Genomic DNA, 23,012 nt, shown 5'->3' with positions numbered 1-23,012 from the left:
TTCCGATCTAATTTTTTATTAATTATAATCATCAAATTATATAATGCTATTTTTATATTATAAAATCAGGATCATGAGTATATAAATAGGATTAAGATATTCCTACATATGTATTACAGGGATTTTAACATTTATAGAAGCGCCCCGAGCGGGATTTGAACCCACGTCACAGGCTCGACAGGCCTGTATGATAGGCCGCTACACTATCGGGGCAATTTGTGTAACATAATTGTTTAGTTTTATTTAACCTTTTTTTATTTTTTATTTAATCACATCATTCAGACTCCTTTCTTATATTGTGAATAAACCATAAAAAGAAAAAGGTCATTGAAATGCCAGAAACTACGTCAAACAACATTTTCATGAAAAATGATGCGGTAATGACAGAAATAAGGAATATTATCAAATCGATAGAGATTGATATACCAAGATAAAGAGCAAAATATTTTTTATTCCTAAAATGTGAGTTCTGAATATAAATTTCCTTAATTTCCTTATCTATGGAATCCATGTTTTATTGAAAGCGTAATAATAATTAAAATTTACGAATTTGCTGTTCATTTTCAAATATATTATAAAAATTCATAAGGGTACATAAAACTTCATTATAAGAGCTTTTATGATTTGATTTAACTTTAATTATAATTATTACATATTGTTTTATAATGGCCAGAAAGGATGAGGAAATAATTGCCAGCTTCAGGTGCAAAAATAAACCAGTTAAGTATATAGCAAAAAATACAGGAATTAAGAGGGAAGAAATTGAAAAGATAATAAAAAGGTGGATAATAGAAACAGATCCATACCTTGACGGCATCCTTAAAAAATATAAATCATCAAAAAATGTCAGCGGTTCTGATATAGCTGAATTAATTCAGGGAGACCCAAACAATTTCCTGCAAAATGAGGATGTTCTTGACTATATAGCCAGAAATCGCGGAAATCATCATGACCGCTACATGGACTGCATTAGGTATAAAATATATTCATGCATAATAAAAAAACAGTAAAAAATTGTTAAATACTAAAATATACTTTACTTTTATGAAGTTTGCTGTATTAATTGGCTGGAATGGTTCCGTGGTAAAATCATTCCTGAGGGCGGGTGAGGAAACTGGAAATGATGTTAGAATAAAATACCCCCGGCTTGATCCAATAGATGATGATTTTCTTAATTTTGTCAGGGATGCAGATGCACTTTTTATACATCATTTTTCCGGGGAGAATATATACAGCAGCATACTTGAAAAGCTTGAAAAAATAATTGGTAATAAAAAGTATGTAATAGCAATAGACCCCATATTAAGCAAATATTCCAATGTTGATCCTAAAATTGTTGAAAAGGTTAGTTTATATTACTTTTATGGTGGTTATAACAATATAAAAAATCTTGTTTTGTATGTACAGAGCTTTTTTGAAAAAAACAGTTATAATGATCCGGATCCGCTGCCATTTTCCGGCATATACAGGCCCAAAAACTTAAACCTAAATAAATATAACAAAAGGGTTGGAATACTATTTTATAGAACCGCTTGGGTGGATGGGGATACAAAAATAGTTGATGAAATCATAAAAAAACTTGATGAAAGGGGTATTTCAAGCATTCCAGTTTTTACAAATGGTTTTGGTGATTCCTCCAAAAACATAAAAAGTGCTGAGGAATGCATTAATGAATATTTTTATGAAAATGGCAGGGTAAATGTTGATGCCGTCATAAATCTTCTTTCATTTTCTCTTATTAAGGGTGAGGAAAAAAATACGCTGTTAAATTTAAATGTACCTGTTTTTCAGGGCCTTATATATTATTATAAAGAATACAAGGAATGGATAGATTCATCAGGACTTGATGTTGTAAGCTCCATAATGAGCGCCATGCTTCCAGAAATAGATGGTACAATAGAACCGATACTTGTTGGCGTTATTAAAAAAATTTCTGAAAAGGGAACAGTTTACAGGGAATTATCCCCGGTATATGAGCAGATAAATTATATGGCAAATAGAATAAAAAAGTGGGTTAATTTAAAATATAAAAATAACGGTGATAAAAAAATAGCAATTATACTCCATTCAGGTTCATCTTTTAAGGACCTTGAGGCAAATATAGGCACTGCAACAGGCCTTGATACATTAAATTCTGTTGCCAATATAATGAAAATACTTAAAAACTCTGGCTTCTCTCTGGATTATGTACCTGAAAATGGCGAGGATCTTATACAGGAAATATTAAGGAAAAAGGCCATCCCTGAGGGTAAATGGACATCAATTGAAAACATAATAGATAGAAAAGGTGCTGTCGATACCATAAACTCTGATGAATATTCCAAAATTTTTAATTCAATACCCGAGGATTCAAGAAAGGCAATAATCAACCGCTGGGGAAATATAAACTGGAACAGGGATTACATGGTATTAAATTCACAATTTTACATACCGGGGCTTCTCTCTGGAAATATTTTTATAGGCATACAGCCAAAAAGAATAACGTTTTCAGATGATGATAACAGCATAAGAACCATACATGATTCTGAAACACCAATTACGCATTACTGGCTTGCATTTTATAAATGGATAGAAACAAAATTTGGTGCGGATGCCATAATTCATGTTGGTACTCACGGAACACTTGAATTTACACCCGGAAAGGGTCTCGGCCTCTCACCCTCATGCTTCCCAGAAATTTCCATAGGTACCATGCCGAATATATATCTTTATTCTACAAATGTTCCTGGTGAGGGTATAATAGCAAAGCGCAGGAGCTATGCAGTACTTTTAGATTATATAACGCCACCAACATCCTATGATGAGGTACCTGATGAAATTAATAAGCTTGAGGAATTAATAGATGATTATGAGGAGTCTGAAAAATCAGAAAATAATGCAAGAGAGGATTTAATTTTAAGGGATATAAAAAATCTTGCCAGCAAAATAGGTTTAAGCATAGACTTTGATGACGCACATAAGGCCACACATGAAATAGAACACAGAATAAATCTTTTCAAGGATTCTGTAATAACCCACGGTCTCTATGTATATGCCCAGGAGGTTAATAACGATGATCTGCCTGATTATGTTGCAACTGCCACAAGATTTGATGAACACTCATTAATATCAATGCATGGAAAGGATGCAGCGGTTAAAATGATAAAGGAATATATAAATCATAACAATGATATTCCAGAACTTGAAAGAGGCATTATAAATAATCTAAAATTTTCATCAAAAAATGAGGAAAATAATCTTCTAAAGGCACTCAATGGAGAATTTATACCATCCGGCCTGTCTGGCTCCCTCGCACGTGGAAGATATGATGTTTTACCATCTGGCAGGAACTTTTATGCTGTGGACCCATTTAAGATTCCAAGCCAGTCAGCGTGGCAGGTTGGCGTTATACTTGCAAATAAACTAATAGAAGCCGAATATAAGAAGAATAATAAATTTCCAGAGACAGTGGGTTTTGTGCTCTGGTCAACAGATGCATACAGATCGGATGGGGAGCTCATATCACAGATTTTATTTACCATTGGTGTTGAGCCCATATGGCAGGAGGGTTCAAAGAAGGTTTCCGATGTTAGGGTTATACCAATGGAAAAACTTCAGAGGCCAAGAATAGATGTTGTCATTGAATCAAGCGGAATAGTCAGGGATAATCTATTTAATATTATTGAGCTTATAGATACAGCAATTAGGAAGGTTGCCGAACTTGATGAGTCTGAGGAGGATAATTACATTAAAAAACATTACAGGGAGTACGGCCATTTAATGAGAATTTTTTCATCTAAACCAGGGTCCTACGGGTCCGGTGTGAGCAATGCGGTGGAATCATCAAAATGGAAGAATGAAAATGACCTTGCAGATGTGTTTATAGAGTGGATGGGGTATTCATATGGTAAGAATAACTTTGGAAGGGAGGCAAAAAATGAGCTTTCACTGGTATCAAAAAATATAGATACAATTATACATAAGAGGGAGATTGATGAGATAGATATAAACGACGATTCATGCAACTATTCATATGCAGGCGGATTTTATTTAATGGCAAAAAAGTATGGTTCAAGCCCAAATCTTATGTTTGAGGATACATTCAATCCATCGCGCCCGCAGGTAAGGACAATGAAGGAGGAAATAGAAAGGACGGCAATAGGGAAGCTCTTAAATGATAAATGGATTAATGCACAGAAAAACTTTGGATACAGGGGTGCCACGGAAATGCTCAAAAAAATAGAGCACCTGTATGGCTGGGCGGCCACAACCAAAATGGTAAATGATGCAATTTTTAATAATATAGCCGAAAAATTCATTTTAAACAATGAAATGAAGGAATGGTTTAAAAGGGAAAATCCATGGGCATTAAGTGAGATAACATCCAGAATGATAGAGGCATATAAGAGGGGCATCTGGAATGCATCTGAGGATATGAGGGAAAAACTTGATAATGCCTATATTGAAATGGAGGGTGAGAGTGAATGAAAATTAACTACTTCCCATTTTCTGCAATTCTTGGAAATGATGATATAAAGCTTGGATTAATTATCAATGCAATTGACCCGAAAATAGGTGGAATTTTAATCACAGGTCCAAAGGGCATTGCAAAATCAACAATGGTAAGATCGCTTTCAAATATACTGCCAGAAATGGATTCAATAAGAGGGTGCAGGTTCAACTGCACATTAAATTCTGAAAATCTTTGTGATGAATGCCGTGAAAAGATAGATAATAATTCTGCCGAGATAGTGAAGAAATCAGTGCCTGTAATAACCTTACCAATAAGTTCAACACTTGATCGTGTTGTTGGATCAATAGATATAAATTCTGCCATTTCAGGAAGGGTTAATTTCAGAGAGGGGCTGCTTGGTGAGGCAAACAATGGAATTTTATACATAGATGAGGTAAATCTGCTTGATGATTCCATAGCAGACGCAATACTGGACTCAGCCGCATCAGGCATAAATACTGTTGAAAGGGATGGCGTCTCATATATACATCCTGCGAGATTCATTTTGGTTGGTACAATGAATCCTGAGGAGGGAGAGCTCAGACCACAGCTTCTTGACAGATTTGGTATTTCAGCTGAGGGAAAACTGCCATCAAGCGCAGAAGAGCTAATTGAGATTGCAAACAGGGTTGATGAATTTGATCACAATCCGGTGGAATTTATAAGCAAATATGATCAGGATGATGAAATTTTAAGAGAAAGAATAGTGAGGGCAAGAAATGCTCTTAGATATGTAATCATACCCGATGATATAGAGAAATATATGGCTGATGTTATATTGAAATATCATATGGGTAACAGGGCCATGATATCTGCGGTTAAGGCGGCAAGGGCAATAGCAGCATATAATGGTAATAAAAATGTTACAATGGAGGATGCAAGGAAGGCACTTGAATTTGCACTAAGGCATAGAATCAACGATGATGAAAAAAGCAACATGGAAAGGGAACTTAACAATACCGGTCAAAATCAGGGCAATAAAAATGAGAATATAAATGAGGATATGAACAATAATGATATAAATAATGATGAAAAAATGCCGGTAAAAAAAAATAATTCCACAGGGGATGATACCCTAAATAATATTGAGAATCCCAGAATAGATATGAAATTAAGAAATGAGATTATTAAAAAGAGCGGAAGAAATGCAAAATCTGGAAATTTTATAAGAACAGGACATAAAAACGGGAATCACCTTGATCTTTATTCGTCCATGGTATCCATGAAAATCAATAATCATAAAAAGATGCAGGCATCGGATATTGTCCTGAGGGAGGGTTATTCCGGTGGTGCCGTCCCGGTTATAATAGCAATTGACTCAAGCACGTCCATGGGTTTTAAAAGAAGGATAGGAAATGCACTAGAGCTGTCAAAACTTTTATTTAAAAAGGCTTATATTACAAGAAGCAGGGTTGCACTAATATCGTTTTCAGGCACAGGCGCCAGAGTATTAATGAACTTTTCCAGAAATTTCACGGTCCTCAACCAGAGGCTTAAATCCATAAAAAGTTCAGGGAAAACACCCCTTTTAGAGGGCTTAAAACAGATATATAAAACGTCAGCATATTCTGGTGAAAAAACAGTTTCAGTACTTTTTACAGATGGTCGCGGAAATTATCCACCCGGAAATATGAAGGATGATATTATTGATATATCCAAAAAATTAAAGAATGTTTCAAGGCTTTATATAATAAATGGCGAAAATGGATTCTTACCAACATATAATAATTTAATAGCAGAATATTCAAACGGGCATATAATAAGCGATGTTAACAATGTAAAAATAAACTGAATATAAAAATAAATAATATAAATGCATTATAAATCCAATGACAGATGAAATACCTGAAAAACGGAATAAGCATCCATATTTTATGTATGATATGATAAAGGATATTCCCAATGGGCTTAATGAAACTGTAAGGGAGATGGAAAAATTTGATTATGATATTATAAAATCACCGCTTGTATTTACCGGAAATGGTACTGCATATCACAGTGAGTATATAGGCTCTCAGTTCCTTAATAAACTGGATGTTAATTACAGGGTTATACAGGCATATGAACTTCTTAATTATTCCGGCCTTTCAAAGGGGACTGTTATAGGAATTTCACACAGCGGAAAAACAAAATCAACCATGGATGCACTAAGTTATATGAAAAAATATGCATTTACTGTTGGAATAACACATTATGAAAATACAACAATAGGGAATATAACAGACAAAACAGTAATTATAAAATCTCCTGATCTTTCACTGTGCAATACCAAGGCATTTTTTGACAATGCAATCGCATCAATGTATATAGCACAGAACTATGCAGGCATTGATGTGGGAATTAAGGAAATAATAAAAAAAATAATAAATCTTGTTTCAGATATGGAAAAACCGGTTATGGATATTGCAGGGCAGCTCAATGATATAAATACAATATTCGTGCTGGGATCAGGCCCCAACTATCCTGTGGCAAGGGAATCTGCACAGAAAATAAAAGAGGCAACACACATACATGCAGAGGGCATAGAGCTTGAGGAATTCAACCATGGATGCACATCAATTATAGATGATAAATCGTTGCTAATCCTCATTGGCGATGGCTATAACAATGAAAGAATGAACCAGATAGTAAGGGCATGCAGGGTAACCGGGACAAAAACACTGACATTAAATGGCAGTGGTGATTTTAACATAAACATAGATGGATTTAATGATATTTACCTTAATCCTGTATTAAACATTGTGCCCCTTTATTATCTTGCATATTTCATGGCAGTTCAGAGGCATATTAACCCGGACCTGTTAAGATTCGATGAAAAAAAATATCTGGAATTTGATAATATAATATTTCCGCCAGGGGCGCATTAACAGAATGGAAATAAATCCCGGAAATATTTCATTAAATTTTCAGGTATGGTTTCATATAAATCCAGAATAATTTTTTTATCACTGTTTTCTATTCCGCGTCTTATCCTTTCAACGATTAGGTTTATATTTTCTTCAGTTTTGGCCTCCTGAAGCATTTTTATATCGTATAATAATTCATTTTTACCGTACATATTTTATGTTATAATTTTATGTATTTAAAATAAACTTTATCGGGCAAATAAATTAGCATGAATCATTAAATATTAAAATAATAGTACGGAAAAAACAATATATAGTTTATCCATCCCCAATAATGATAGGAGCAATACTTGCAGGAGGATACGGAAAACGGCTTAAGCCCCTGACTGATAGAATTCCGAAGGCGCTTATTGAACTTAAGGATAATTATACCATAATGGACAGGCAGCTCTTTGATTTTAAAAATGCTGGAATTAATGATGTTTATGTTCTTTCAGGATATCTCGGTGATAAAATAGAGGATAGATATAGGGATTTTAAGGATGTTAATATTCATTATTTAAGGGAGGAAAAGCCCATGGGAACATTATATTCAATACAAAATTTACTAGAAAATGTAAATGAGGATATAATACTCAGAAATGGTGATACAGTATCTGATATAGACCTTAATAATTTTATAGATTATTCAAGGAATAAAAATTATGGCATGATTATGTACATAACGAAAATGAAAAGCCCCTACGGCATAGTTGAATTTGCCGGAGACAGGGCATTTAATTTTAAGGAAAAACCCGAGCTGAATTATTATATAAATGCTGGCATATACTATATTAAAAAGAATGTTTTTGAATTATTTAAAAGGGATTATATTGAAAAGGATATTGAAAAGTCAGTATTTCCTGCACTTGTTGCCTCTGATAACCTTGGTGTGTATAAGGATGATTCCCTCTGGATGGGGATAGACAGTGAAAAGGATCTTGAGGCCATCAGAAAGGAATATATGAACAGGCACGATGAAAGTTTTGGATACATTAAAAAAATTTTCAACTCGGACAGTGTATCCATTTTAGAGTATTTTATCAGAAAGGGGAGCAAAATACAAATTCATGATGGTGGTATAATAAAAATAATTTCCGGTAACGGTTATATTTTAAACGATGAGAAAAGAAAATATGATGAAAACTTTTCAGATGCAATATATAAAGATTTCTATATATTACCATATGAGAATACAAAAATTCAAATAATAAATTTTTTGAAACCAGAAAATAATAAATAGGATTAAAAAAATTTAAATTTTTTTGCAAATGTTTATTTAGTAAATAATAATGGATATTATCATGACCGTAAATAGAAATGAATTATTAAAGGCGCTGGACAACATATATGGTAAAAAGGGCATGTCCAGCAGGGATGTGGAGGATCTATGCGATTTTATATTATCATTTTTCGGTTATGACGATTATGTACTGGACAATGTGCTATCACCATCAGAACGTGATGTTTTTTATAATTTAGAGGAAAGCGGCATACTTTCAACGCACAGGGAGGAAATATCCATAATAAAGGGAAAAACATGGAGGATAAATCAGTGGTATATAGACTCGGAAAAAATAAAAAAAATAGCAAATGAAAGGGACGATAATAAAAAGGAAGAAAATATATATGATTCAATTTTCAGGAATATGCAGCAATAGGGCATATTTAATCTGTGGAATGTTATCTCTTATTCAGGCAAATTAATTAAAATATTCAATTTTGACATACTGGTATGTACAATGGTATCAGATGGCAGAATTTATTTATTTTATACCCCAATGAATTTACTATACAATTATATATTTTATTATAATAATAATTTATGAAGGCTGTTATAATTACAATAGGCAATGAAATTTTGAAGGGGAGGACAGTTAATACAAATTTTTCATTTATAGGCAAGCTGCTTACATTTTCTGGATATAATGTATCACTCGGCATTATAGTTCCAGACAATCTCGATGCAATAGCAGCTGCATTCAGAAATGCTGCCGCCTATGGTGATCTTATTATATCATCCGGAGGTCTAGGACCAACCTATGATGATATGACATTAACTGGTTTTGCAAGGGCATTTAACCTTAATTTAAAGCTTAATGAAACTGCATTTAACATGATAAAAAATAAATTTGATAAGATAACCCCTGAAAGAGAGAAAATGGCAATAATTCCTGAGGGGTCAATACCACTTAAAAATGATGCTGGCACGGCCCCCGGAGTGTACATGGAAATTGATAATAAAAAGTACATTATCCTTCCAGGGGTTCCCAGGGAGGTTGAATCAATAATGAACAACTTTATTGAGAAAATAAGAATAAAAAATTATGTTTATCTTGACGAATCCTTTACCGTAAATGGAATTATGGAAAGCTCCCTGGCACCGTATATAAAAAATTTGATGAAAGATTATGGTGATATGGTTTATATAAAGACACACCCAAAGGGCAATGAGATTAAATCGCCGGTTCTTGAAATTGAGGTATCCGCATCAGGCAATGATAAAAATATGGTTCAGGAAACCATAAAAAATGTAATAAACATGATAAAAAGGGATATAGATATTTTACAGGATAAACATTAATAAAATAATATTATTATCATATAATGAATAAGGACGATGCCAGAAAATTAATTGCCATAGTGGCAGCCAAAAAACTGGAGGGCTACACAAAAAACGATTTTTTAACATCATTATCATTTAAAAGGGCTTTAATACCCCCAGATTTAATAGACAGGTTTATAGAGGGCTGTTTAAAAGATAAACTTCTTGTGGAAAAAAATGGAAAGTATGTACCAAATTTTAACTCCGATGGTGTAATAGTTCCACTGGATTTTACCGTTGACCCTGACAGGCTTTTCATGGATTCCGGTGAAAGACCATTGATAGACAGGCTTCTTGATACGGCGGCTTCATCAGGCAGAATGACAAAAAAGGAGGCAATTGTGCGTGCAAAGGAACTCATCAAAAATATGAGGTACATAGATATTGAAACTGCAATTATTACAGTATTATCAGACAATAATATAGATGTAAGACAGTTTGTCCTTGAAAAGGAAAAGAACATCTTAAGAAATCAATAGTTCTGGTAAATCCCTTAGATCTGCATCGGCCTTTATGCCGGTATCTGAAAACTGTGTCCGGCCGGCCCTTATATTATTATCATTCAGTATTCTTATGGCGTCCTCCATTTTTATTGAATTAATCTTTTTTGCCCTAAATATATCAGGAAGATTTAAGAACATTAATGATAAATCATCATTTTTCATTCTGTCCAGAATTTTAAGGTACTCTGAGTCAGGGCTGTCAATTCTTATAAGGCTGTTAAAATCAATACCGTGAATGTGGCCAAGCCACAATGGCCCCTCATCCATATCCATGTATATATCTGATATTGATTTATTCTTATTTATTTTACCTATATATGCCAGTGCCTCATCTGCCTTATTTGCTGATGAGTATATTTTAAAAATTATTCTATAATAATGAGAGTGCCACAATGAAATTAAGGGAAAGGCACCTTTATCTTGTGCAGCAGCAGCCCTGACAAAACTGGCTATGAGAAGCCTGATTCCGGACTCGTGCCTGTATGCATCATTGTTTATATATGCATTATATCTCCTTAAGGTTTTTTGTGGCATTGATCCTGTTAGGGCTGTTAAATCAGTTGCTGTAATACCTATATATCCCCTGTTTTTTACTGCCATGATTGCATCGCCAATATATGGTATTACAGACCCATATGGATCAATATCTATGTAATCAAAAAGGTATTTATTTATAACACATCTAAAGTCTGCATTAATTACCTCTGGGTCTTCACCATTTAATAGGGCATTCTGATTAATAATGTCAAAGGATTCACGGTTTAATTCAGTTATCACTGTTTTAATCCCAGCCTCCTTTAGAAAACGGATCCCACGGACCCCGGTTCCGCCAAATGCATCCAGGGCCAGGCGTGGCTTAAATGTTTTAAGAAATGATAATGTAATATCCCTGTTTAATTTCTGTGATGCATTATAAAACCCGGACTGTGCTGTGCCCGGGCCCTTAAGATTATAATTTAATGGAACCCTTAATTGTACTGCACCCTCATGTATTAATTTAAATTGATTCTTCCTCTCCATTAAGCACCTTAACTATTTTAAATGGAAGTATATTTTTATTTATTGGTGTTATATCAAAGACCCTGACGCTCTCATATGCCCTGAACTCCTGTAACACGGGATTTCTTGATTTTTTATGAAGCGTTATGATAATTTCTTTTTCCGATTTCATTACCTTTTCTATTTCATTTTTTATATTTTTAGTAGCATTTTCTATCTTTCCAAGTTCATCAATAACTATTATATCTGCCTCCTCAAGGGCCTTTTCAAGAGATGGTATCAGGAGCTCCTCAAGGGCCTTTGTATCAACACCCAGCTTGTCCACCTTTACCCTTGATACAAGGTCATACCTTGCAAATTCTATTTTTTTCTTTGTAAGTATATCAGTAATAAAATAACTGTATAATTTACCATGCTCAGATTTTTCAGACATGAGGGTGCCCTCAATAACCTTGCCATCATTCTGAAGCATTTCCATAACCTTTGCCAGCGCCTCACTTTTTATGGAGCCAACCGGCCCTGTTATACCAACCTTTATTCCCATATTTATTCCTCCAGATACATTAGCGGATAATTTAAATCCCTTAAATATTTCATTTTTGCCCTTGCAGTGCTGCCGTTATAATTCACAGTCAGGTCGACCTCAAGCATGGTACCGTTTAAAGATTTATAATTGAATTTAGTATCATTTTCTGCATTTAGATTTATTTTTACTTTTACATTTTCCACAAAGGGCTGTAACATTGTAGCGCTTTCTATTGCCTTCTGGATATATTCAATGTTTGATTCATTTACCGGAATGCCTGTATACTGATGATATATGGCGCCAAGTTTTATCCCGGCCTCAAATATGGCTCTTTCCCGATCTGTGCACTTAAAATATTTTGATGCCGGGTCATTCATTGAATAGTAATTACATTAAATATAATAAATGTTATTTTTTATATATTAGTTACATGTTAAAATAAATAAGAGCATAATAAAATATTTCATATAGTTAGGCATAACCATTAAATGAATCCATGGATAAGGATATTAAGACCTGTTAACGCTTTAATGGGATTTTTTTCAATATATATTATCGGATTTATAGCTGTAAATGTTATGTTTTATAAATTTTTGGTACCACTAACACTTGGGGCAATAAGTGTATTCCTCGTAACAGGTGCCGGGAATATTATAAATGATATAAGTGATCTCAACACAGATAAGATTAATCACCCTGACAGGCCATTGCCATCTGGAAAAATTACAAGGCAATCTGCACTGATCGTGTCTATTATAATTTTTGTCATTGCAATAATTGTATCATCATTTATATCATATAAAATATCGCTTATAGTTTTTATTGCAGAAATGCTTCTGGTAAGTTATGAGTTTAAAACCAAAAAACTTGGACTGACAGGAAATTTTACCATAAGCCTCCTGATAGGCATGATTTTTTTATTTGGTGGTGTAATAACAGATTCATTACTAAAAATGACACTTCTTTTTTTGCTAGCATTTTTTTCAAATTTTTCAAGGGAAATTATGAAGGACATAGAGGATATAAAGGGAGATCAGGACAGAATGACATTTCCAAAAAAATATGGTATAAGGAATGCAAAAATATTATCCACTGTTTTTGTTGGAATAACAGTATCAATATCTGCTGTTCCATATCTTATTAAAATTCTTTCTGTGTACTATTTATATGCAGTTATTATAGATGACTTTATATTTATATACAGTGTGGTTATAATGAGAAAAAGTGTATCAGAGGGTCAAAAGGTGTCTAAAATAGCCATGATATTCGGCATGTTTTCATTTCTCCTGGGTGGTATTAATTGAGCGTTTATTCAGAAATACTTGAAAAATTAAAAAGCAAAAAGGTGCATATGACATTAATAGATCCCGCCTCACAAAATGTTGAAAAGGCAGTAAGTATTGCACAGAAGGCTGATAAGGCTGGAACAGATTTTTTTATGATAGGCGGGTCTACAAAGGTTTATCCAGCATTAATTGACAAAACAATTGAAGAAATTAAAAAGGTAACAGATAAAAAAATAATAATATTCCCTGGTTCCAGTGAGAGCATAAGCAAGAAGGCCGATGCCATTTATTATATGATGCTGATGAATTCCCAGAGCAATGAATTCTTAATTGGCCATCAGGTAAGGTCATCAATAATACTTAAAAAACTTGGTATTGAAACAATTTCAATGGGATATTTGATCTTTGACCCGGGCATGACTGTTGGGCGTGTTGGAAATGCCATGCTTATAAAAAGGGATGATGAAATGACAGCACTTTCCTATGCACTGGCCGCAGAGATGTTTGGATTTAAATTGCTTTACCTTGAATCGGGTTCTGGTTCACCAACACATGTTTCTGAAAATGTAATATCAAGGATTAAAAGGGAGGTTAAAATTCCGTTAATAGTTGGTGGTGGCATCAGGGATTATGAATCCGCCCATGATGTTTTATCTGCCGGTGCGGATATAATAGTTACAGGTACAGTTATAGAAAAATCTGTGGATGTATACCAGACATTAAAAGAAATTATTAATGCTTTCTGATTTACCGTTTATGGAAAAAATTGTAATTATTGGTGGAGGCATAGCGGGCGTGGCCGCGAAAACTTATAACAGGGATGCCATGCTTGTTGAAAAATCTGAATTAATGACTGTATTTCCAAGGTTAATTGATGTTGCCTCGGGCATGGATCAAAAATTTGCTGTAATAAAAAGAAATGCAGATGTATATGATGAGGTTATGGATATAGATTTTAAAAATAGGAAGGTGATTACAAAAAAAAGAAAAATTGGATACGATAAGTTAATAGTTGCTCTTGGAAAATCACAGAATTATTCATTTTTAAAGGGTAAACAGTACATATACCCAATGGCCCAGCTCAGTGATGCCATTAAATTGAGAGATTCAATTAAGAATGCAAAAAATCTTACAATAATAGGCGGCGGCTACTTGGGTGTAGAACTTGCAGGGTCGTTACATGGAGTGAATATAAAAATAATAGAGGCGGGAAAAAGATTATTGCAGGGCTTAAAGAATGAATATCATGAAATAGCCTTAAAAAAACTTTCTGAACTCGGTGTTGATGTTCTTTTTAACACAAAGGTTATTGAGGTTAAAAAAGATTCCATAATTACCGATGCTGGTGATTTTAAATCTGATGTTTCTGTTTTTGCAGGAGGGCTCACTGGAAATTTACTGCTTAATGATCTTGACATAACAACCCTAAATTCAAAAATTGTTGTTGATAGTTATTTAAGATCTGTTGATTATGATGATGTTTATGCATGCGGTGATTCCATGGCCATTAAAAACACATTCACACCCATGTCTGCAATTATAGCAAGGTCATCAGGCATAAGGGCCATGGCAAATGCCATGGGTGAGGATTTGGAATATAAGCCGAATAATTTTGCAAACATTATAAGGGTTGGCAATTATTATTTCGGTGATTTTTTTAATTACCGTGTTAATGGCTTCATTGCAAGAATAATAAAGGAATCCGGCATTGCCATCAGCATTAATTATGCAAAAATGCTATAAAATATAATTAAAGTTTTTAGTATTTTTTTATAAATGGGAAAATGCACTGAATATTTATTTAAAAACAGTTACGATTTATAACAAAAAATTTAATAAGTATGTTAACAATATATTAAGCATGAAGACAACCATATCACATATAAAGGCAGATATTGGAAGCTTACCAGGGCACACTGTTGTATATGAGCCGGTGGTTAATGCTGTTGATAAATATATAAAGGAAAATGGGGAATCTCTTATTTCTGATTACCATATATCACATATAGGTGATGACATACAGATAACCATGGTACATAAAATGGGTGCTGATAACCCTGAAATACATGAACTCGCATGGAACGCCTTCAAGGCCGGTACAGAGGTGGCAAAGGAGGCGGGCTTGTATGGTGCCGGTCAGGACTTGCTAAAGGATGCATTTTCAGGAAATATAAAGGGCATGGGACCCGGAGTCGCAGAACTTGAAATTACACCAAGAAAGGCAGAGCCATTCATAGTTTACATGATGGATAAGACAGAGCCTGGAGCATTTAATTACCCAATATATAAAATGTTTGGGGATCCTTTTAACACCCCGGGTTTGGTAATAGACCCGAATATGCACATGGGATTCAAATTTGAGGTCTGGGATATATACAACGGAAAGAAGGTAATAATGTCCCTGCCCGAGGATACATATGATCTCCTTGCACTTATAGGTTCAAAGGGGAAATATGTAATTAAAAGGGTATTTACAAAGGAAACACACAGCAAGCTCCCGGACGAAAATGTTGCAGTTATAACCACTGATAAATTATCATTTATAGCCGGTGAATACGTGGGAAAGGATGACCCAGCGGGCATAGTGAGAATACAGTCCGGTCTTCCTGCATCAGGTGAGGCACTTGAACCATTTGCAAACTCATATCTTGTATCAGGCTGGATGCGTGGATCATTTAATGGACCCATAATGCCTGTTGGATTAAATAACTCAATGATGACCAGATTTGATGGTCCACCAAGGGTTGCTGCCATGGGCTTTGTATTAAAGGATGGAAAGCTTCATGGGCCTGTAGATATGTTTAACGATGTTGCATTTGACTTTGCAAGAACAGAGGCCCTTCAGATGGCAAACTACATAAGGAAGATGGGCGTATTTGAGCCTCACAGGCTTCCTGATGAGGACATGGAATATACAGCACTTCCAAGAATACTTGAAAAACTTGCACCCAGATTTAAGAACATAGAGGATAAGGGTGCAAAGAGTGAAATGAAGCTTGAAAGATAAAAATAACTTTTTTAAATTTTTATAACAAAGTTAAAATATTCTTTTTTGATTAAGCCTTGTGATTTTATGCCTTTTCCAGAAGCAGTAGAGAGAAGATTAAATAAAAAGATATGCATGAGATGCTACGCAAGGAACTCAATAAGGGCCGAAAGATGCAGAAAATGCGGTTATACCGGTCTTAGAGTTAAATCAAAGGAGATAAAAAGTGCAAAGTGACGGTTTAAGGGCAGGAGTCCTCAGAATGGAGGGGACAAATAACGAGGAGGAAGCATATTTATCCCTCCAGCGTTCTGGCTTTATACCGGATTACATACATATTTTCGATTTAAATTCAGGTAGAAAAAATCTTCTGGATTATGATGTTTTATTAATACCGGGTGGATTCTCTGCCGGTGATTATATCAGGGCGGGTGCCATATTTGCCGCGAGGCTAAGGGCATATATAAGAGACCTCCAGAAATTTAATGATTTAAACAGGGTAATTCTTGGAATATGTAATGGATTTCAGGTTCTTAGTGAGCTTGGCATGCTTCCTGATACAGGAAATAAAATGGAAAGATCCATGGTTCTGGCAGTAAATGAATCCAACAGGTTTGAATGCAGGTATACATATTTTAATTACACATCCAGAAATAAAATATTTGAAAGTGCATTTAGGGACAGGATAATGCAGGTTCCTGTGGCACATCTTGAGGGACGCGTTTTATTCAAAAATGAAAATATACTTGATGAGGTTTTACAAAATGATCAGATATTATTTAAGTACACAAATCCTGATGGAACCGGATCAGGATATCCATGGAATCCCAATGGCTCGGTAATGGACATAGCCGGAATATCAAACGAAAATGGCAATGTAATAGGTCTGATGCCACATCCCGAACGTGTTTACTATAATTTTCAGATGATGCCTGACGGCCATGTGCATGAAAAAGGTACAGGTGAATATTTTTTTAAGGCCATATATAATTACACAAAAAAATTATTTGACTAGTTTTTTCTTTATTTCAGAGTGCCTGTTTATAATATCATTCAATAGAATTCCTACATTTTTATGATATTCATCAAGGGTTGAATCATTTACAATCATGTAATCTGCAAGTGATATTACCTTGCCTATGCCCCATGACAGCTCCCTGCTATCCCTCTTTCGAAGGCCCTCCTGACTTTTAACATCATCCTCGCGGTCACGTTTAAGGATTCTTTCAAGGCGTTCCGATTCATTTGCAAATACAGCTATAACTATTATATTATCAAAATGCTTTTTAAAATATTCAAGCTCCTCACAATTTCTTAAACCATCAACTATTGTTATGTCCGGTTCCCTAATGTCCTCGGCTGTTCTTTTTGCCCATATGTCCATGCCAAAACGCTGACGCTCTGCTGATGCATACTTACCTATTGATGAATCATCCTGCTTAATATTATTTTTTAATGCATATTTTTTCACAGTATTGCCCATGTGGACATCCACAAAGCCCATGGATCTGGCAACCTTAACAAATTCATCCTTGCCGGCACCCGGCATGCCAGTAATAATTAACATTTTTCATCCAAAAATAAATCCCATGCCTTCCTTTGAATTGTTTTCGTCCTCCTTTATTTTCTCATAAATTTTTTCGGCCTTTTTCCCGCCAATTTCTTCAGATTTTCCATTGAGTATTGAATTTACCCTCTCAAAAATATCTGGAGAACCCTCAATCAAAAGTATATATGATGAATCATATCCAAATTCTGCGCCATCCTTGTACTGAACTGATTGCCTGCCAAGAACATCATCGTTAAGAACCTCGTCTATAATATTTCTGTTTTCCTTTGAGATTTCGAATACCTTAAACATGATTGTATATTGTCATATGTTTATTAAAAATTTTCATTATTTATTATTGTTCTCATTTAACCCGTCGAAATATGAGTCGAAGTTGGTTCTCAGTTTGGTCTGCTTAACTATTTTGGAACCCTGGAAGTTTATAAATGCCGGATCTTCCATAATGTATGATTTTATATTTTCTATGGACCCCATAACACGAATAAATTTGGTTCTACCATATCTCCCAAGGCTTCTGGTATTTGTTGAGAGAAGGCCAAGGTCCTCAAGGTCAGTTAAAAGATCGGATATTCTTCTCATTGTTAATGGTTGAAAACCAAGCTCGGTGCTAATGTTTTTGTAATTTTCATATATTTCACCGGTCACTGTAAGATCTGAGTCTGTTTCCTGTGTTAATGCTGCACTTAAAAGTACCATTTTTGAATGTATTGGCAGGGTTTTTATTGATTCCTTTAATATATTCATCTCAAATTTATCCCTGGCACGGTATACATCATCTGCTGTTACCAGATCCCTACCCTCCCTGAGTGCATTCTCTATGGCTATTCTTAACAAATCTATGGATTTTCTGGCATCTCCATGTTCCTGTGCACCAAGTGCGGCACATAAATTAATGGCAGAATCATCTATAAATTCCCTTTTAATAATCCCGGATACCCTAAAATTGAGTATATCCCTTAGTTCAATTGCATTGTATGGCGGGAATATTATGCTCTCCTGATTAAGCCTGCTCTGGACCCGGGCATCAAGCCTGTTAACAAATGATGAGTCATTTGTAATTCCTATAATCGATGCGTTAACCTCAGATATAACCTTAAGTATAACATAAAGTGCATCACTGCCATTTTTCTGGATTAATTTATCTATTTCATCAAGTATTATTATTGTATATTTTCCTGATTTTTTTAATCTTCTAATTAATTCAAAATAAACGCGATCCAGTGGAAGTCCAAGAGAGGGCACCTGTGTTTCACCAATATTTATTGAGTTTATTATATTTATAAGTATGGAATACTGTGAATCATAGATTTCACAGTTTATATAAATTGAGTTTAAATTTCCTGAAACAGCCTCGGAGAGCATTGATGTAACATACAATGTTGAGGATGTTTTTCCTGATCCGGATTTTCCATATATAAGTATATTTGATGCAATTCCCCCGTTAATAATTGAGCTTAGTATTTTTGCAATTTCATTTATCTGCCTTTCCCTGTGTGGAAAGTTGTCGGGTATATATGAACTGCTTAATTTTTTAAGGTCGCCTATAACGTAATCGCTTGTTTTACTGTATTTAATAAAAGGGTTGTCCATAAATATCAGCTAATAAAATAGCTATGTATTGGATATACAAAAATATTTTTTAACTGGGTTAGTTACTGACTGTTTTATCTATTTATTTATTCTTAGATAAATGGTGCTGCTGGTGAACCTATATATTTTTTTAAAAATCCGACAAGATACATAGATCCGGTCACAAGTATATAGTCTGATGATTTAATGGCATGTTCATATGCCCTAACAGGGTCATCAATAACAGTGATGTTCTTAAACAGATTGCCTGATAATTCCTTAAGGTTTTGGGGTTGTATGGACCTTTCTGGTTCATCAGGCGTTGTAAATATAACACTGTCTGATAAACGGCTCATGACAGAAAGGTATGAGAAAACATCCTTGTCTGAGAGCATGCCTATAACAAGTAAAGGTTTTTTACCTATGATTTTTGTGTATGATTCAACAAGTGCATTTGCAGCTGGCGGGTTATGTGCGGAATCAAAAATAACCAGCGGATGGCTGTCAACAATCTCGAACCGGCCGGGCCATCTGCTTTCATATATTCCCCTTTCAACTGTATTTATATCTGGAGGATTTTCAAGTGAATTCACGGCTGCTATTGCAGTGCAGATATTTTTAACCTGAAACAGCCCTGAATTTTTTGCGTCTATATTATAGCTGCCATCAGGAGTAACTGCAGTAAATTTTATTTTTTCCATATCATATTCAAGATCTTTAACAGTGCAGTATTCAGATACACGGATTAATTTTGATTTTCTCACTGCTGCAAGTTTTTTAATCTCGGCCACAACCTCGGGCTTATCGTCAAGCAGTACAACAGGTTTTGTTTCCTTAATTATTCCGCCCTTTTCATATGCAATTGATGTTAATGAGCAGCCAAGTATTCTGTAATGCTCATAGCCTATCTGGGCTATCACACTTACCTCGGGATTTATTATATTTGTGGAATCCAGACGCCCCCCAAGGCCAACCTCAACTGAAGCATAATCTGCATGCTTGTCTGAAAAATATTTAAATGCCATAACCGTTGTGGTCTCAAAAAAGGTTGGATTTCTGTATTCTTTTGCCATCTCCTCTATATAATTTTTGTTATTGTCAACAAATTTTTTTATATATTCATCAGTGATTAATTCGCGGTTAAATACAATTCTTTCATTAAAATCTATTAAATGTGGTGATGTGTAAAGTCCTGTATTATTTTTCTGCCTCAATATATTATAAATGTATGATGAAATTGAACCCTTTCCATTTGTTCCCGCTATGTGTATGCTTCTGTAATTATCCTGAGGATTGCCATTATATTCCGCAAACAGCCTTGTGGCTGTTAAATCCAGTTTAATTCCATTTCTCTTTAAATTATATAGATAATTAAGAGTATCTTCAATCATCCAGTGGTTAATGCCAAAGCCATATTTATATTCCATTATAACTGCATATCCAGTAATTTAATTCATATAATAATCCAAATTTAAAGATGTTTTTCTGCATCCCGGTTAATTCCAGATCTTTTAGTATATCAAAGTATTTTGCCGTGATTTTTATATAACCATCAGATTTATAAAAGTCAAACCAGAATGAGTATTTATCAGATTTAACATTTGAATTTTCCGCTATGTACTCATAGGACCACTGGCATGGAAGCATTGACAGCATGCCGTTATAATCTGAATCCTCTGACCATCTTATTAAATGATTTATATAAGAATATGTTGTATAATTAATTAAATCCTCAGTTATATTTTCCTTTTTTATTCCAAATTTATCCAGCATTTGAAGATGAAAAACCGGTTCATCGGAACCTATTGCATCATAGAGTTCTATAATGCCATTGTTCTTTGTATTATTTTTTATTTTTGTTCCGGCCTCCTTATAATATTTTAAATATATGTCATCCTGAATAAGGTAATATTTGAATTTATCATCACTTAATGACCCATCCTGCATCTCCAGCACAAATTTTGCATTCATTATATTTTTTATTATGCCCTTTATTTCATCTGTTTTAATGTATTCTATGATGTTCATAATTAATAAGTTAAAGATTATATTTATTTTTTATTCATATGCACGGTATTTTTCATCCTCTATTCCATTATTTTTTGCCACATTTGAGTATAAATCCATGGACCCTGTATCCTTAAAGTTTATGTTATCATTTAAAATCCCATATTTATATGAAAAACCATGTGCCCATTCATAGGTATCTGTAAGCGATCTGTAAAAATATCCTTTTAAATTTATATGATAATCTTTAACTGCCTGATGCAGGGCTATTAATGTATGTTTAATGAAATCGCATCTTTTATCATCTGATTCTGTTGCAATACCGTTTTCCGTTATTATTACGGGTTTTCTGTATGTATTATATATTTCGGATGCCACATATTTAATTCCGTCAGGATGGATTTCATGGAAATCGTCGCTGCACTTAGTGCATGGTATAAAGGCAAACCGGTATCTTATATCAACACCCTCATTCTGCACATACCTTACTGGAATGCTTCCATAATATGATATGCCTATAAAATCCGTACCGTTGAATTCATATGGCCTTGATTCCTTAAACTCACCTGTAAGGTTCATGTCAAAATTTCCATAAAGTGCTGAATTTATAAATAAATTATAATAAAGATATTTGACAAAATTTACCATGAATATATTATTATCATTATCCATTTCCTGTGTAAAATATGGAACCTCCATGGTTAATCCAGCGGGCTTATTAATTGATTTTTTTATGGCAAGGTATGCCAGATTATGTGCATAGGCCATATTACGGTATGCCTCCATTAAAAGTGAAAAATCTGAAAGCCCCGGTGGATATCCCTCAATATTGCCATATAAATAGCTGTTTATTGCAAAATAATTTGGCCGGTTCATCGTGTTAAAATAATCAATATAACTGCCAAACCTTTTTGAAATGTAATATGAGTATTTTCCAAATTCTAGAACTGTATTCTTATTAAGCCATCCCTTATTCTTTGAATTATGTAAATTCCTGTTGCATTCAACAGGGTCATGAATCCACAATGGTAATGTTCCATCCCATAATGTAACAATTATTCTGATATTTTTTGACCTTATATATTTAAAAATTGACTCATAATGTTCAAGGCTTTTTCTATCTGCCCTGATATCCAGCATTTTATATAAATTATCATCAAATTCTGCTGAATACACATCGCCTGAGGAGTTTGATTTATAATTAATCTCAACATTTTCTGTGCTTTCTGGAAATATTCTTGACCATTCAATCCCGATTTTTACAGAGTTTAATCCAGCATTTACAATTTTATCTATATATTTCCTAAAATTATTCCAGAAATCCGGGCCATTACCTATTCCACCTGAAACATAATTCATATTTTCCATGGTTTTATCAGTGGACCATTTATACCAGTCCGTGTTAACAGCCATGGAATCATTACCCTGATCGTTCTGAAATGAATTTATGGAAAAACCCAGCATAAAATCATTAACAAATTTTCTTAACATAAAATCTGATTATTTATTATAATTTAAATTTTAACTTTAAAGTGTTAAGTCTCCTTCCATTGGGATATGGGGATGCAAAGTTTTAGATCGGAA

The 23,012-nt window shown here is 34.2% G+C and carries 25 protein-coding genes and 1 tRNA gene; 14 read left to right on the top strand and 12 right to left on the bottom strand.

Features of this window, described 5'->3' with window-relative positions:
- Positions 1-140: 140 nt before the first annotated feature.
- Together AOG55_RS05970 and AOG55_RS05965 are read right to left on the bottom strand one after the other, a co-directional pair.
- Positions 141-213, bottom strand: a tRNA-Asp gene (locus tag AOG55_RS05970).
- 61 nt (positions 214-274) lie between these two features.
- Positions 275-511 (bottom strand): hypothetical protein, encoded by a 237-nt coding sequence (locus AOG55_RS05965; protein WP_048101510.1) that lies wholly within the window; start codon positions 509-511, stop codon positions 275-277.
- A gap of 154 nt (positions 512-665) precedes the next feature.
- Here AOG55_RS05965 and AOG55_RS05960 point away from each other — a divergent pair, with 154 nt between their 5' ends.
- The 4 genes from AOG55_RS05960 to AOG55_RS05945 are packed head-to-tail and all read left to right on the top strand — an operon-like array spanning position 666 to position 7,359.
- Entirely contained in the window at positions 666-1,010 is a 345-nt protein-coding gene (locus tag AOG55_RS05960) for a hypothetical protein (protein WP_048101511.1), read from the top strand.
- 34 nt (positions 1,011-1,044) lie between these two features.
- The gene (locus tag AOG55_RS05955) at positions 1,045-4,467 is read left to right on the top strand and encodes a cobaltochelatase subunit CobN (RefSeq protein WP_048101512.1); all 3,423 of its coding nucleotides are present in this window, start codon (positions 1,045-1,047) and stop codon (positions 4,465-4,467) included.
- Positions 4,464-6,284 carry a VWA domain-containing protein gene (locus tag AOG55_RS05950; RefSeq protein ID WP_048101513.1) on the top strand — a complete coding sequence of 607 codons (1,821 nt, stop codon included), beginning with the start codon at positions 4,464-4,466 and terminating at the stop codon, positions 6,282-6,284. The genes AOG55_RS05955 and AOG55_RS05950 overlap by 4 nt, the downstream gene beginning before the upstream one ends.
- Before the next feature lie 37 nt (positions 6,285-6,321).
- Positions 6,322-7,359 (top strand): SIS domain-containing protein, encoded by a 1,038-nt coding sequence (locus AOG55_RS05945; RefSeq protein ID WP_055041032.1) that lies wholly within the window; start codon positions 6,322-6,324, stop codon positions 7,357-7,359.
- Here AOG55_RS05945 and AOG55_RS05940 read toward each other — a convergent pair.
- A complete protein-coding gene (locus AOG55_RS05940) occupies positions 7,356-7,550 on the bottom strand; it encodes a hypothetical protein (protein ID WP_054964218.1) in 195 nt (64 codons plus the stop codon). The genes AOG55_RS05945 and AOG55_RS05940 overlap by 4 nt on opposite strands.
- Positions 7,551-7,672: 122 nt before the next feature.
- On the opposite strand from AOG55_RS05940, the gene AOG55_RS05935 reads away from it, so the two are divergent.
- The 4 genes from AOG55_RS05935 to AOG55_RS05920 all read left to right on the top strand — a co-directional run bounded on the left by AOG55_RS05935 (position 7,673) and on the right by AOG55_RS05920 (position 10,461).
- A complete protein-coding gene (locus AOG55_RS05935) occupies positions 7,673-8,620 on the top strand; it encodes a nucleotidyltransferase family protein (protein ID WP_055032414.1) in 948 nt (315 codons plus the stop codon).
- A 61-nt stretch (positions 8,621-8,681) separates the two neighbouring features.
- Positions 8,682-9,038: a DUF6015 family protein gene (locus tag AOG55_RS05930; protein ID WP_055041031.1), complete on the top strand. Its 357-nt coding sequence runs from the start codon at positions 8,682-8,684 to the stop codon at positions 9,036-9,038.
- A 164-nt stretch (positions 9,039-9,202) separates the two neighbouring features.
- A complete protein-coding gene (locus AOG55_RS05925) occupies positions 9,203-9,961 on the top strand; it encodes a nicotinamide mononucleotide deamidase-related protein (RefSeq protein WP_048101518.1) in 759 nt (252 codons plus the stop codon).
- A 23-nt stretch (positions 9,962-9,984) separates the two neighbouring features.
- Complete coding sequence (locus AOG55_RS05920; protein WP_055032532.1) at positions 9,985-10,461, top strand: DUF2240 family protein; 477 nt, start codon at positions 9,985-9,987, stop codon at positions 10,459-10,461.
- Here AOG55_RS05920 and AOG55_RS05915 read toward each other — a convergent pair.
- Genes AOG55_RS05915 through AOG55_RS05905 form a run of 3 tightly spaced genes read right to left on the bottom strand, consistent with a single transcriptional unit; the run spans position 10,447 to position 12,387 of the window.
- Complete coding sequence (locus AOG55_RS05915) at positions 10,447-11,505, bottom strand: N2,N2-dimethylguanosine tRNA methyltransferase (protein ID WP_055032531.1); 1,059 nt, start codon at positions 11,503-11,505, stop codon at positions 10,447-10,449. The two genes, AOG55_RS05920 and AOG55_RS05915, sit on opposite strands and share 15 nt — an antisense overlap.
- Positions 11,483-12,028, bottom strand: coding sequence for an NTPase (locus tag AOG55_RS05910; RefSeq protein WP_048101521.1), 546 nt, complete (start codon positions 12,026-12,028; stop codon positions 11,483-11,485). The genes AOG55_RS05915 and AOG55_RS05910 overlap by 23 nt, the downstream gene beginning before the upstream one ends.
- A gap of 2 nt (positions 12,029-12,030) precedes the next feature.
- Positions 12,031-12,387 carry a dihydroneopterin aldolase family protein gene (locus tag AOG55_RS05905; protein ID WP_055032530.1) on the bottom strand — a complete coding sequence of 119 codons (357 nt, stop codon included), beginning with the start codon at positions 12,385-12,387 and terminating at the stop codon, positions 12,031-12,033.
- A 111-nt stretch (positions 12,388-12,498) separates the two neighbouring features.
- On the opposite strand from AOG55_RS05905, the gene AOG55_RS05900 reads away from it, so the two are divergent.
- The 6 genes from AOG55_RS05900 (at position 12,499) to purQ (ending at position 17,297) form a co-directional block, all read left to right on the top strand.
- Entirely contained in the window at positions 12,499-13,314 is an 816-nt protein-coding gene (locus AOG55_RS05900) for a UbiA family prenyltransferase (RefSeq protein WP_055041030.1), read from the top strand.
- Positions 13,311-14,042, top strand: coding sequence for a geranylgeranylglyceryl/heptaprenylglyceryl phosphate synthase (locus tag AOG55_RS05895; RefSeq protein ID WP_082180448.1), 732 nt, complete (start codon positions 13,311-13,313; stop codon positions 14,040-14,042). Before AOG55_RS05900 ends, AOG55_RS05895 begins: the two co-directional genes overlap by 4 nt.
- Positions 14,043-14,052: 10 nt before the next feature.
- On the top strand, positions 14,053-15,039 hold the full coding sequence (locus AOG55_RS05890) for an NAD(P)/FAD-dependent oxidoreductase (protein WP_162216764.1): 987 nt from the start codon (positions 14,053-14,055) through the stop codon (positions 15,037-15,039).
- A gap of 118 nt (positions 15,040-15,157) precedes the next feature.
- The gene (gene fbp, locus AOG55_RS05885) at positions 15,158-16,303 is read left to right on the top strand and encodes a fructose-1,6-bisphosphate aldolase/phosphatase (RefSeq protein WP_054964215.1); all 1,146 of its coding nucleotides are present in this window, start codon (positions 15,158-15,160) and stop codon (positions 16,301-16,303) included.
- Positions 16,304-16,369: 66 nt separating this feature from the next.
- The gene (locus tag AOG55_RS05880) at positions 16,370-16,519 is read left to right on the top strand and encodes a 50S ribosomal protein L40e (RefSeq protein ID WP_048101525.1); all 150 of its coding nucleotides are present in this window, start codon (positions 16,370-16,372) and stop codon (positions 16,517-16,519) included.
- A complete protein-coding gene (purQ, locus tag AOG55_RS05875; protein ID WP_082180449.1) occupies positions 16,509-17,297 on the top strand; it encodes a phosphoribosylformylglycinamidine synthase subunit PurQ in 789 nt (262 codons plus the stop codon). Before AOG55_RS05880 ends, purQ begins: the two co-directional genes overlap by 11 nt.
- Here the strand turns inward: purQ and AOG55_RS05870 are convergent.
- The 6 genes from AOG55_RS05870 to AOG55_RS05845 all read right to left on the bottom strand — a co-directional run bounded on the left by AOG55_RS05870 (position 17,286) and on the right by AOG55_RS05845 (position 22,919).
- Positions 17,286-17,849, bottom strand: coding sequence for an AAA family ATPase (locus AOG55_RS05870; protein ID WP_054964214.1), 564 nt, complete (start codon positions 17,847-17,849; stop codon positions 17,286-17,288). The two genes, purQ and AOG55_RS05870, sit on opposite strands and share 12 nt — an antisense overlap.
- A 3-nt stretch (positions 17,850-17,852) precedes the next feature.
- Positions 17,853-18,143, bottom strand: coding sequence for a hypothetical protein (locus AOG55_RS05865; RefSeq protein WP_048101527.1), 291 nt, complete (start codon positions 18,141-18,143; stop codon positions 17,853-17,855).
- 36 nt (positions 18,144-18,179) lie between these two features.
- Positions 18,180-19,442, bottom strand: coding sequence for an ORC1-type DNA replication protein (locus AOG55_RS05860; RefSeq protein WP_048101528.1), 1,263 nt, complete (start codon positions 19,440-19,442; stop codon positions 18,180-18,182).
- 92 nt (positions 19,443-19,534) lie between these two features.
- Positions 19,535-20,848: a bifunctional folylpolyglutamate synthase/dihydrofolate synthase gene (locus AOG55_RS05855; RefSeq protein ID WP_231563416.1), complete on the bottom strand. Its 1,314-nt coding sequence runs from the start codon at positions 20,846-20,848 to the stop codon at positions 19,535-19,537.
- Positions 20,838-21,449 (bottom strand): TenA family protein, encoded by a 612-nt coding sequence (locus AOG55_RS05850; protein ID WP_048101529.1) that lies wholly within the window; start codon positions 21,447-21,449, stop codon positions 20,838-20,840. Before AOG55_RS05850 ends, AOG55_RS05855 begins: the two co-directional genes overlap by 11 nt.
- A gap of 30 nt (positions 21,450-21,479) precedes the next feature.
- On the bottom strand, positions 21,480-22,919 hold the full coding sequence (locus AOG55_RS05845; protein WP_055041029.1) for a family 1 glycosylhydrolase: 1,440 nt from the start codon (positions 22,917-22,919) through the stop codon (positions 21,480-21,482).
- Between the last annotated feature and the right edge of the window lie 93 nt (positions 22,920-23,012).

The sequence above is a fragment of the Acidiplasma cupricumulans genome (assembly GCF_001402935.1).
GTDB classification, from domain to species: Archaea; Thermoplasmatota; Thermoplasmata; order Thermoplasmatales; family Thermoplasmataceae; genus Acidiplasma; species Acidiplasma aeolicum.
The sequence above is the reverse complement of the archived record's forward strand: the minus strand, read 5'-3'. Positions and strand labels throughout refer to the sequence as shown.

What these genes read in the sequence shown, in the direction of transcription:
- AOG55_RS05900 (WP_055041030.1), top strand. Translation starts at nt 12,499, where the DNA reads ATGAATCCATGGATAAGGATATTAAGACCTGTTAACGCTTTAATGGGA.
- AOG55_RS05890 (WP_162216764.1), top strand. Translation starts at nt 14,053, where the DNA reads ATGGAAAAAATTGTAATTATTGGTGGAGGCATAGCGGGCGTGGCCGCG.
- AOG55_RS05845 (WP_055041029.1), bottom strand. Translation starts at nt 22,919, where the DNA reads ATGTTAAGAAAATTTGTTAATGATTTTATGCTGGGTTTTTCCATAAAT.
- AOG55_RS05965 (WP_048101510.1), bottom strand. Translation starts at nt 511, where the DNA reads ATGGATTCCATAGATAAGGAAATTAAGGAAATTTATATTCAGAACTCA.
- AOG55_RS05850 (WP_048101529.1), bottom strand. Translation starts at nt 21,449, where the DNA reads ATGAACATCATAGAATACATTAAAACAGATGAAATAAAGGGCATAATA.
- AOG55_RS05880 (WP_048101525.1), top strand. Translation starts at nt 16,370, where the DNA reads ATGCCTTTTCCAGAAGCAGTAGAGAGAAGATTAAATAAAAAGATATGC.
- AOG55_RS05870 (WP_054964214.1), bottom strand. Translation starts at nt 17,849, where the DNA reads ATGTTAATTATTACTGGCATGCCGGGTGCCGGCAAGGATGAATTTGTT.
- AOG55_RS05930 (WP_055041031.1), top strand. Translation starts at nt 8,682, where the DNA reads ATGACCGTAAATAGAAATGAATTATTAAAGGCGCTGGACAACATATAT.
- fbp (WP_054964215.1), top strand. Translation starts at nt 15,158, where the DNA reads ATGAAGACAACCATATCACATATAAAGGCAGATATTGGAAGCTTACCA.
- AOG55_RS05855 (WP_231563416.1), bottom strand. Translation starts at nt 20,848, where the DNA reads ATGGAATATAAATATGGCTTTGGCATTAACCACTGGATGATTGAAGAT.
- AOG55_RS05905 (WP_055032530.1), bottom strand. Translation starts at nt 12,387, where the DNA reads ATGAATGACCCGGCATCAAAATATTTTAAGTGCACAGATCGGGAAAGA.
- AOG55_RS05865 (WP_048101527.1), bottom strand. Translation starts at nt 18,143, where the DNA reads ATGTTTAAGGTATTCGAAATCTCAAAGGAAAACAGAAATATTATAGAC.
- AOG55_RS05940 (WP_054964218.1), bottom strand. Translation starts at nt 7,550, where the DNA reads ATGTACGGTAAAAATGAATTATTATACGATATAAAAATGCTTCAGGAG.
- AOG55_RS05935 (WP_055032414.1), top strand. Translation starts at nt 7,673, where the DNA reads ATGATAGGAGCAATACTTGCAGGAGGATACGGAAAACGGCTTAAGCCC.
- AOG55_RS05960 (WP_048101511.1), top strand. Translation starts at nt 666, where the DNA reads ATGGCCAGAAAGGATGAGGAAATAATTGCCAGCTTCAGGTGCAAAAAT.
- AOG55_RS05860 (WP_048101528.1), bottom strand. Translation starts at nt 19,442, where the DNA reads ATGGACAACCCTTTTATTAAATACAGTAAAACAAGCGATTACGTTATA.
- AOG55_RS05910 (WP_048101521.1), bottom strand. Translation starts at nt 12,028, where the DNA reads ATGGGAATAAAGGTTGGTATAACAGGGCCGGTTGGCTCCATAAAAAGT.
- AOG55_RS05950 (WP_048101513.1), top strand. Translation starts at nt 4,464, where the DNA reads ATGAAAATTAACTACTTCCCATTTTCTGCAATTCTTGGAAATGATGAT.
- AOG55_RS05955 (WP_048101512.1), top strand. Translation starts at nt 1,045, where the DNA reads ATGAAGTTTGCTGTATTAATTGGCTGGAATGGTTCCGTGGTAAAATCA.
- AOG55_RS05925 (WP_048101518.1), top strand. Translation starts at nt 9,203, where the DNA reads ATGAAGGCTGTTATAATTACAATAGGCAATGAAATTTTGAAGGGGAGG.
- AOG55_RS05920 (WP_055032532.1), top strand. Translation starts at nt 9,985, where the DNA reads ATGAATAAGGACGATGCCAGAAAATTAATTGCCATAGTGGCAGCCAAA.
- AOG55_RS05915 (WP_055032531.1), bottom strand. Translation starts at nt 11,505, where the DNA reads ATGGAGAGGAAGAATCAATTTAAATTAATACATGAGGGTGCAGTACAA.
- AOG55_RS05945 (WP_055041032.1), top strand. Translation starts at nt 6,322, where the DNA reads ATGACAGATGAAATACCTGAAAAACGGAATAAGCATCCATATTTTATG.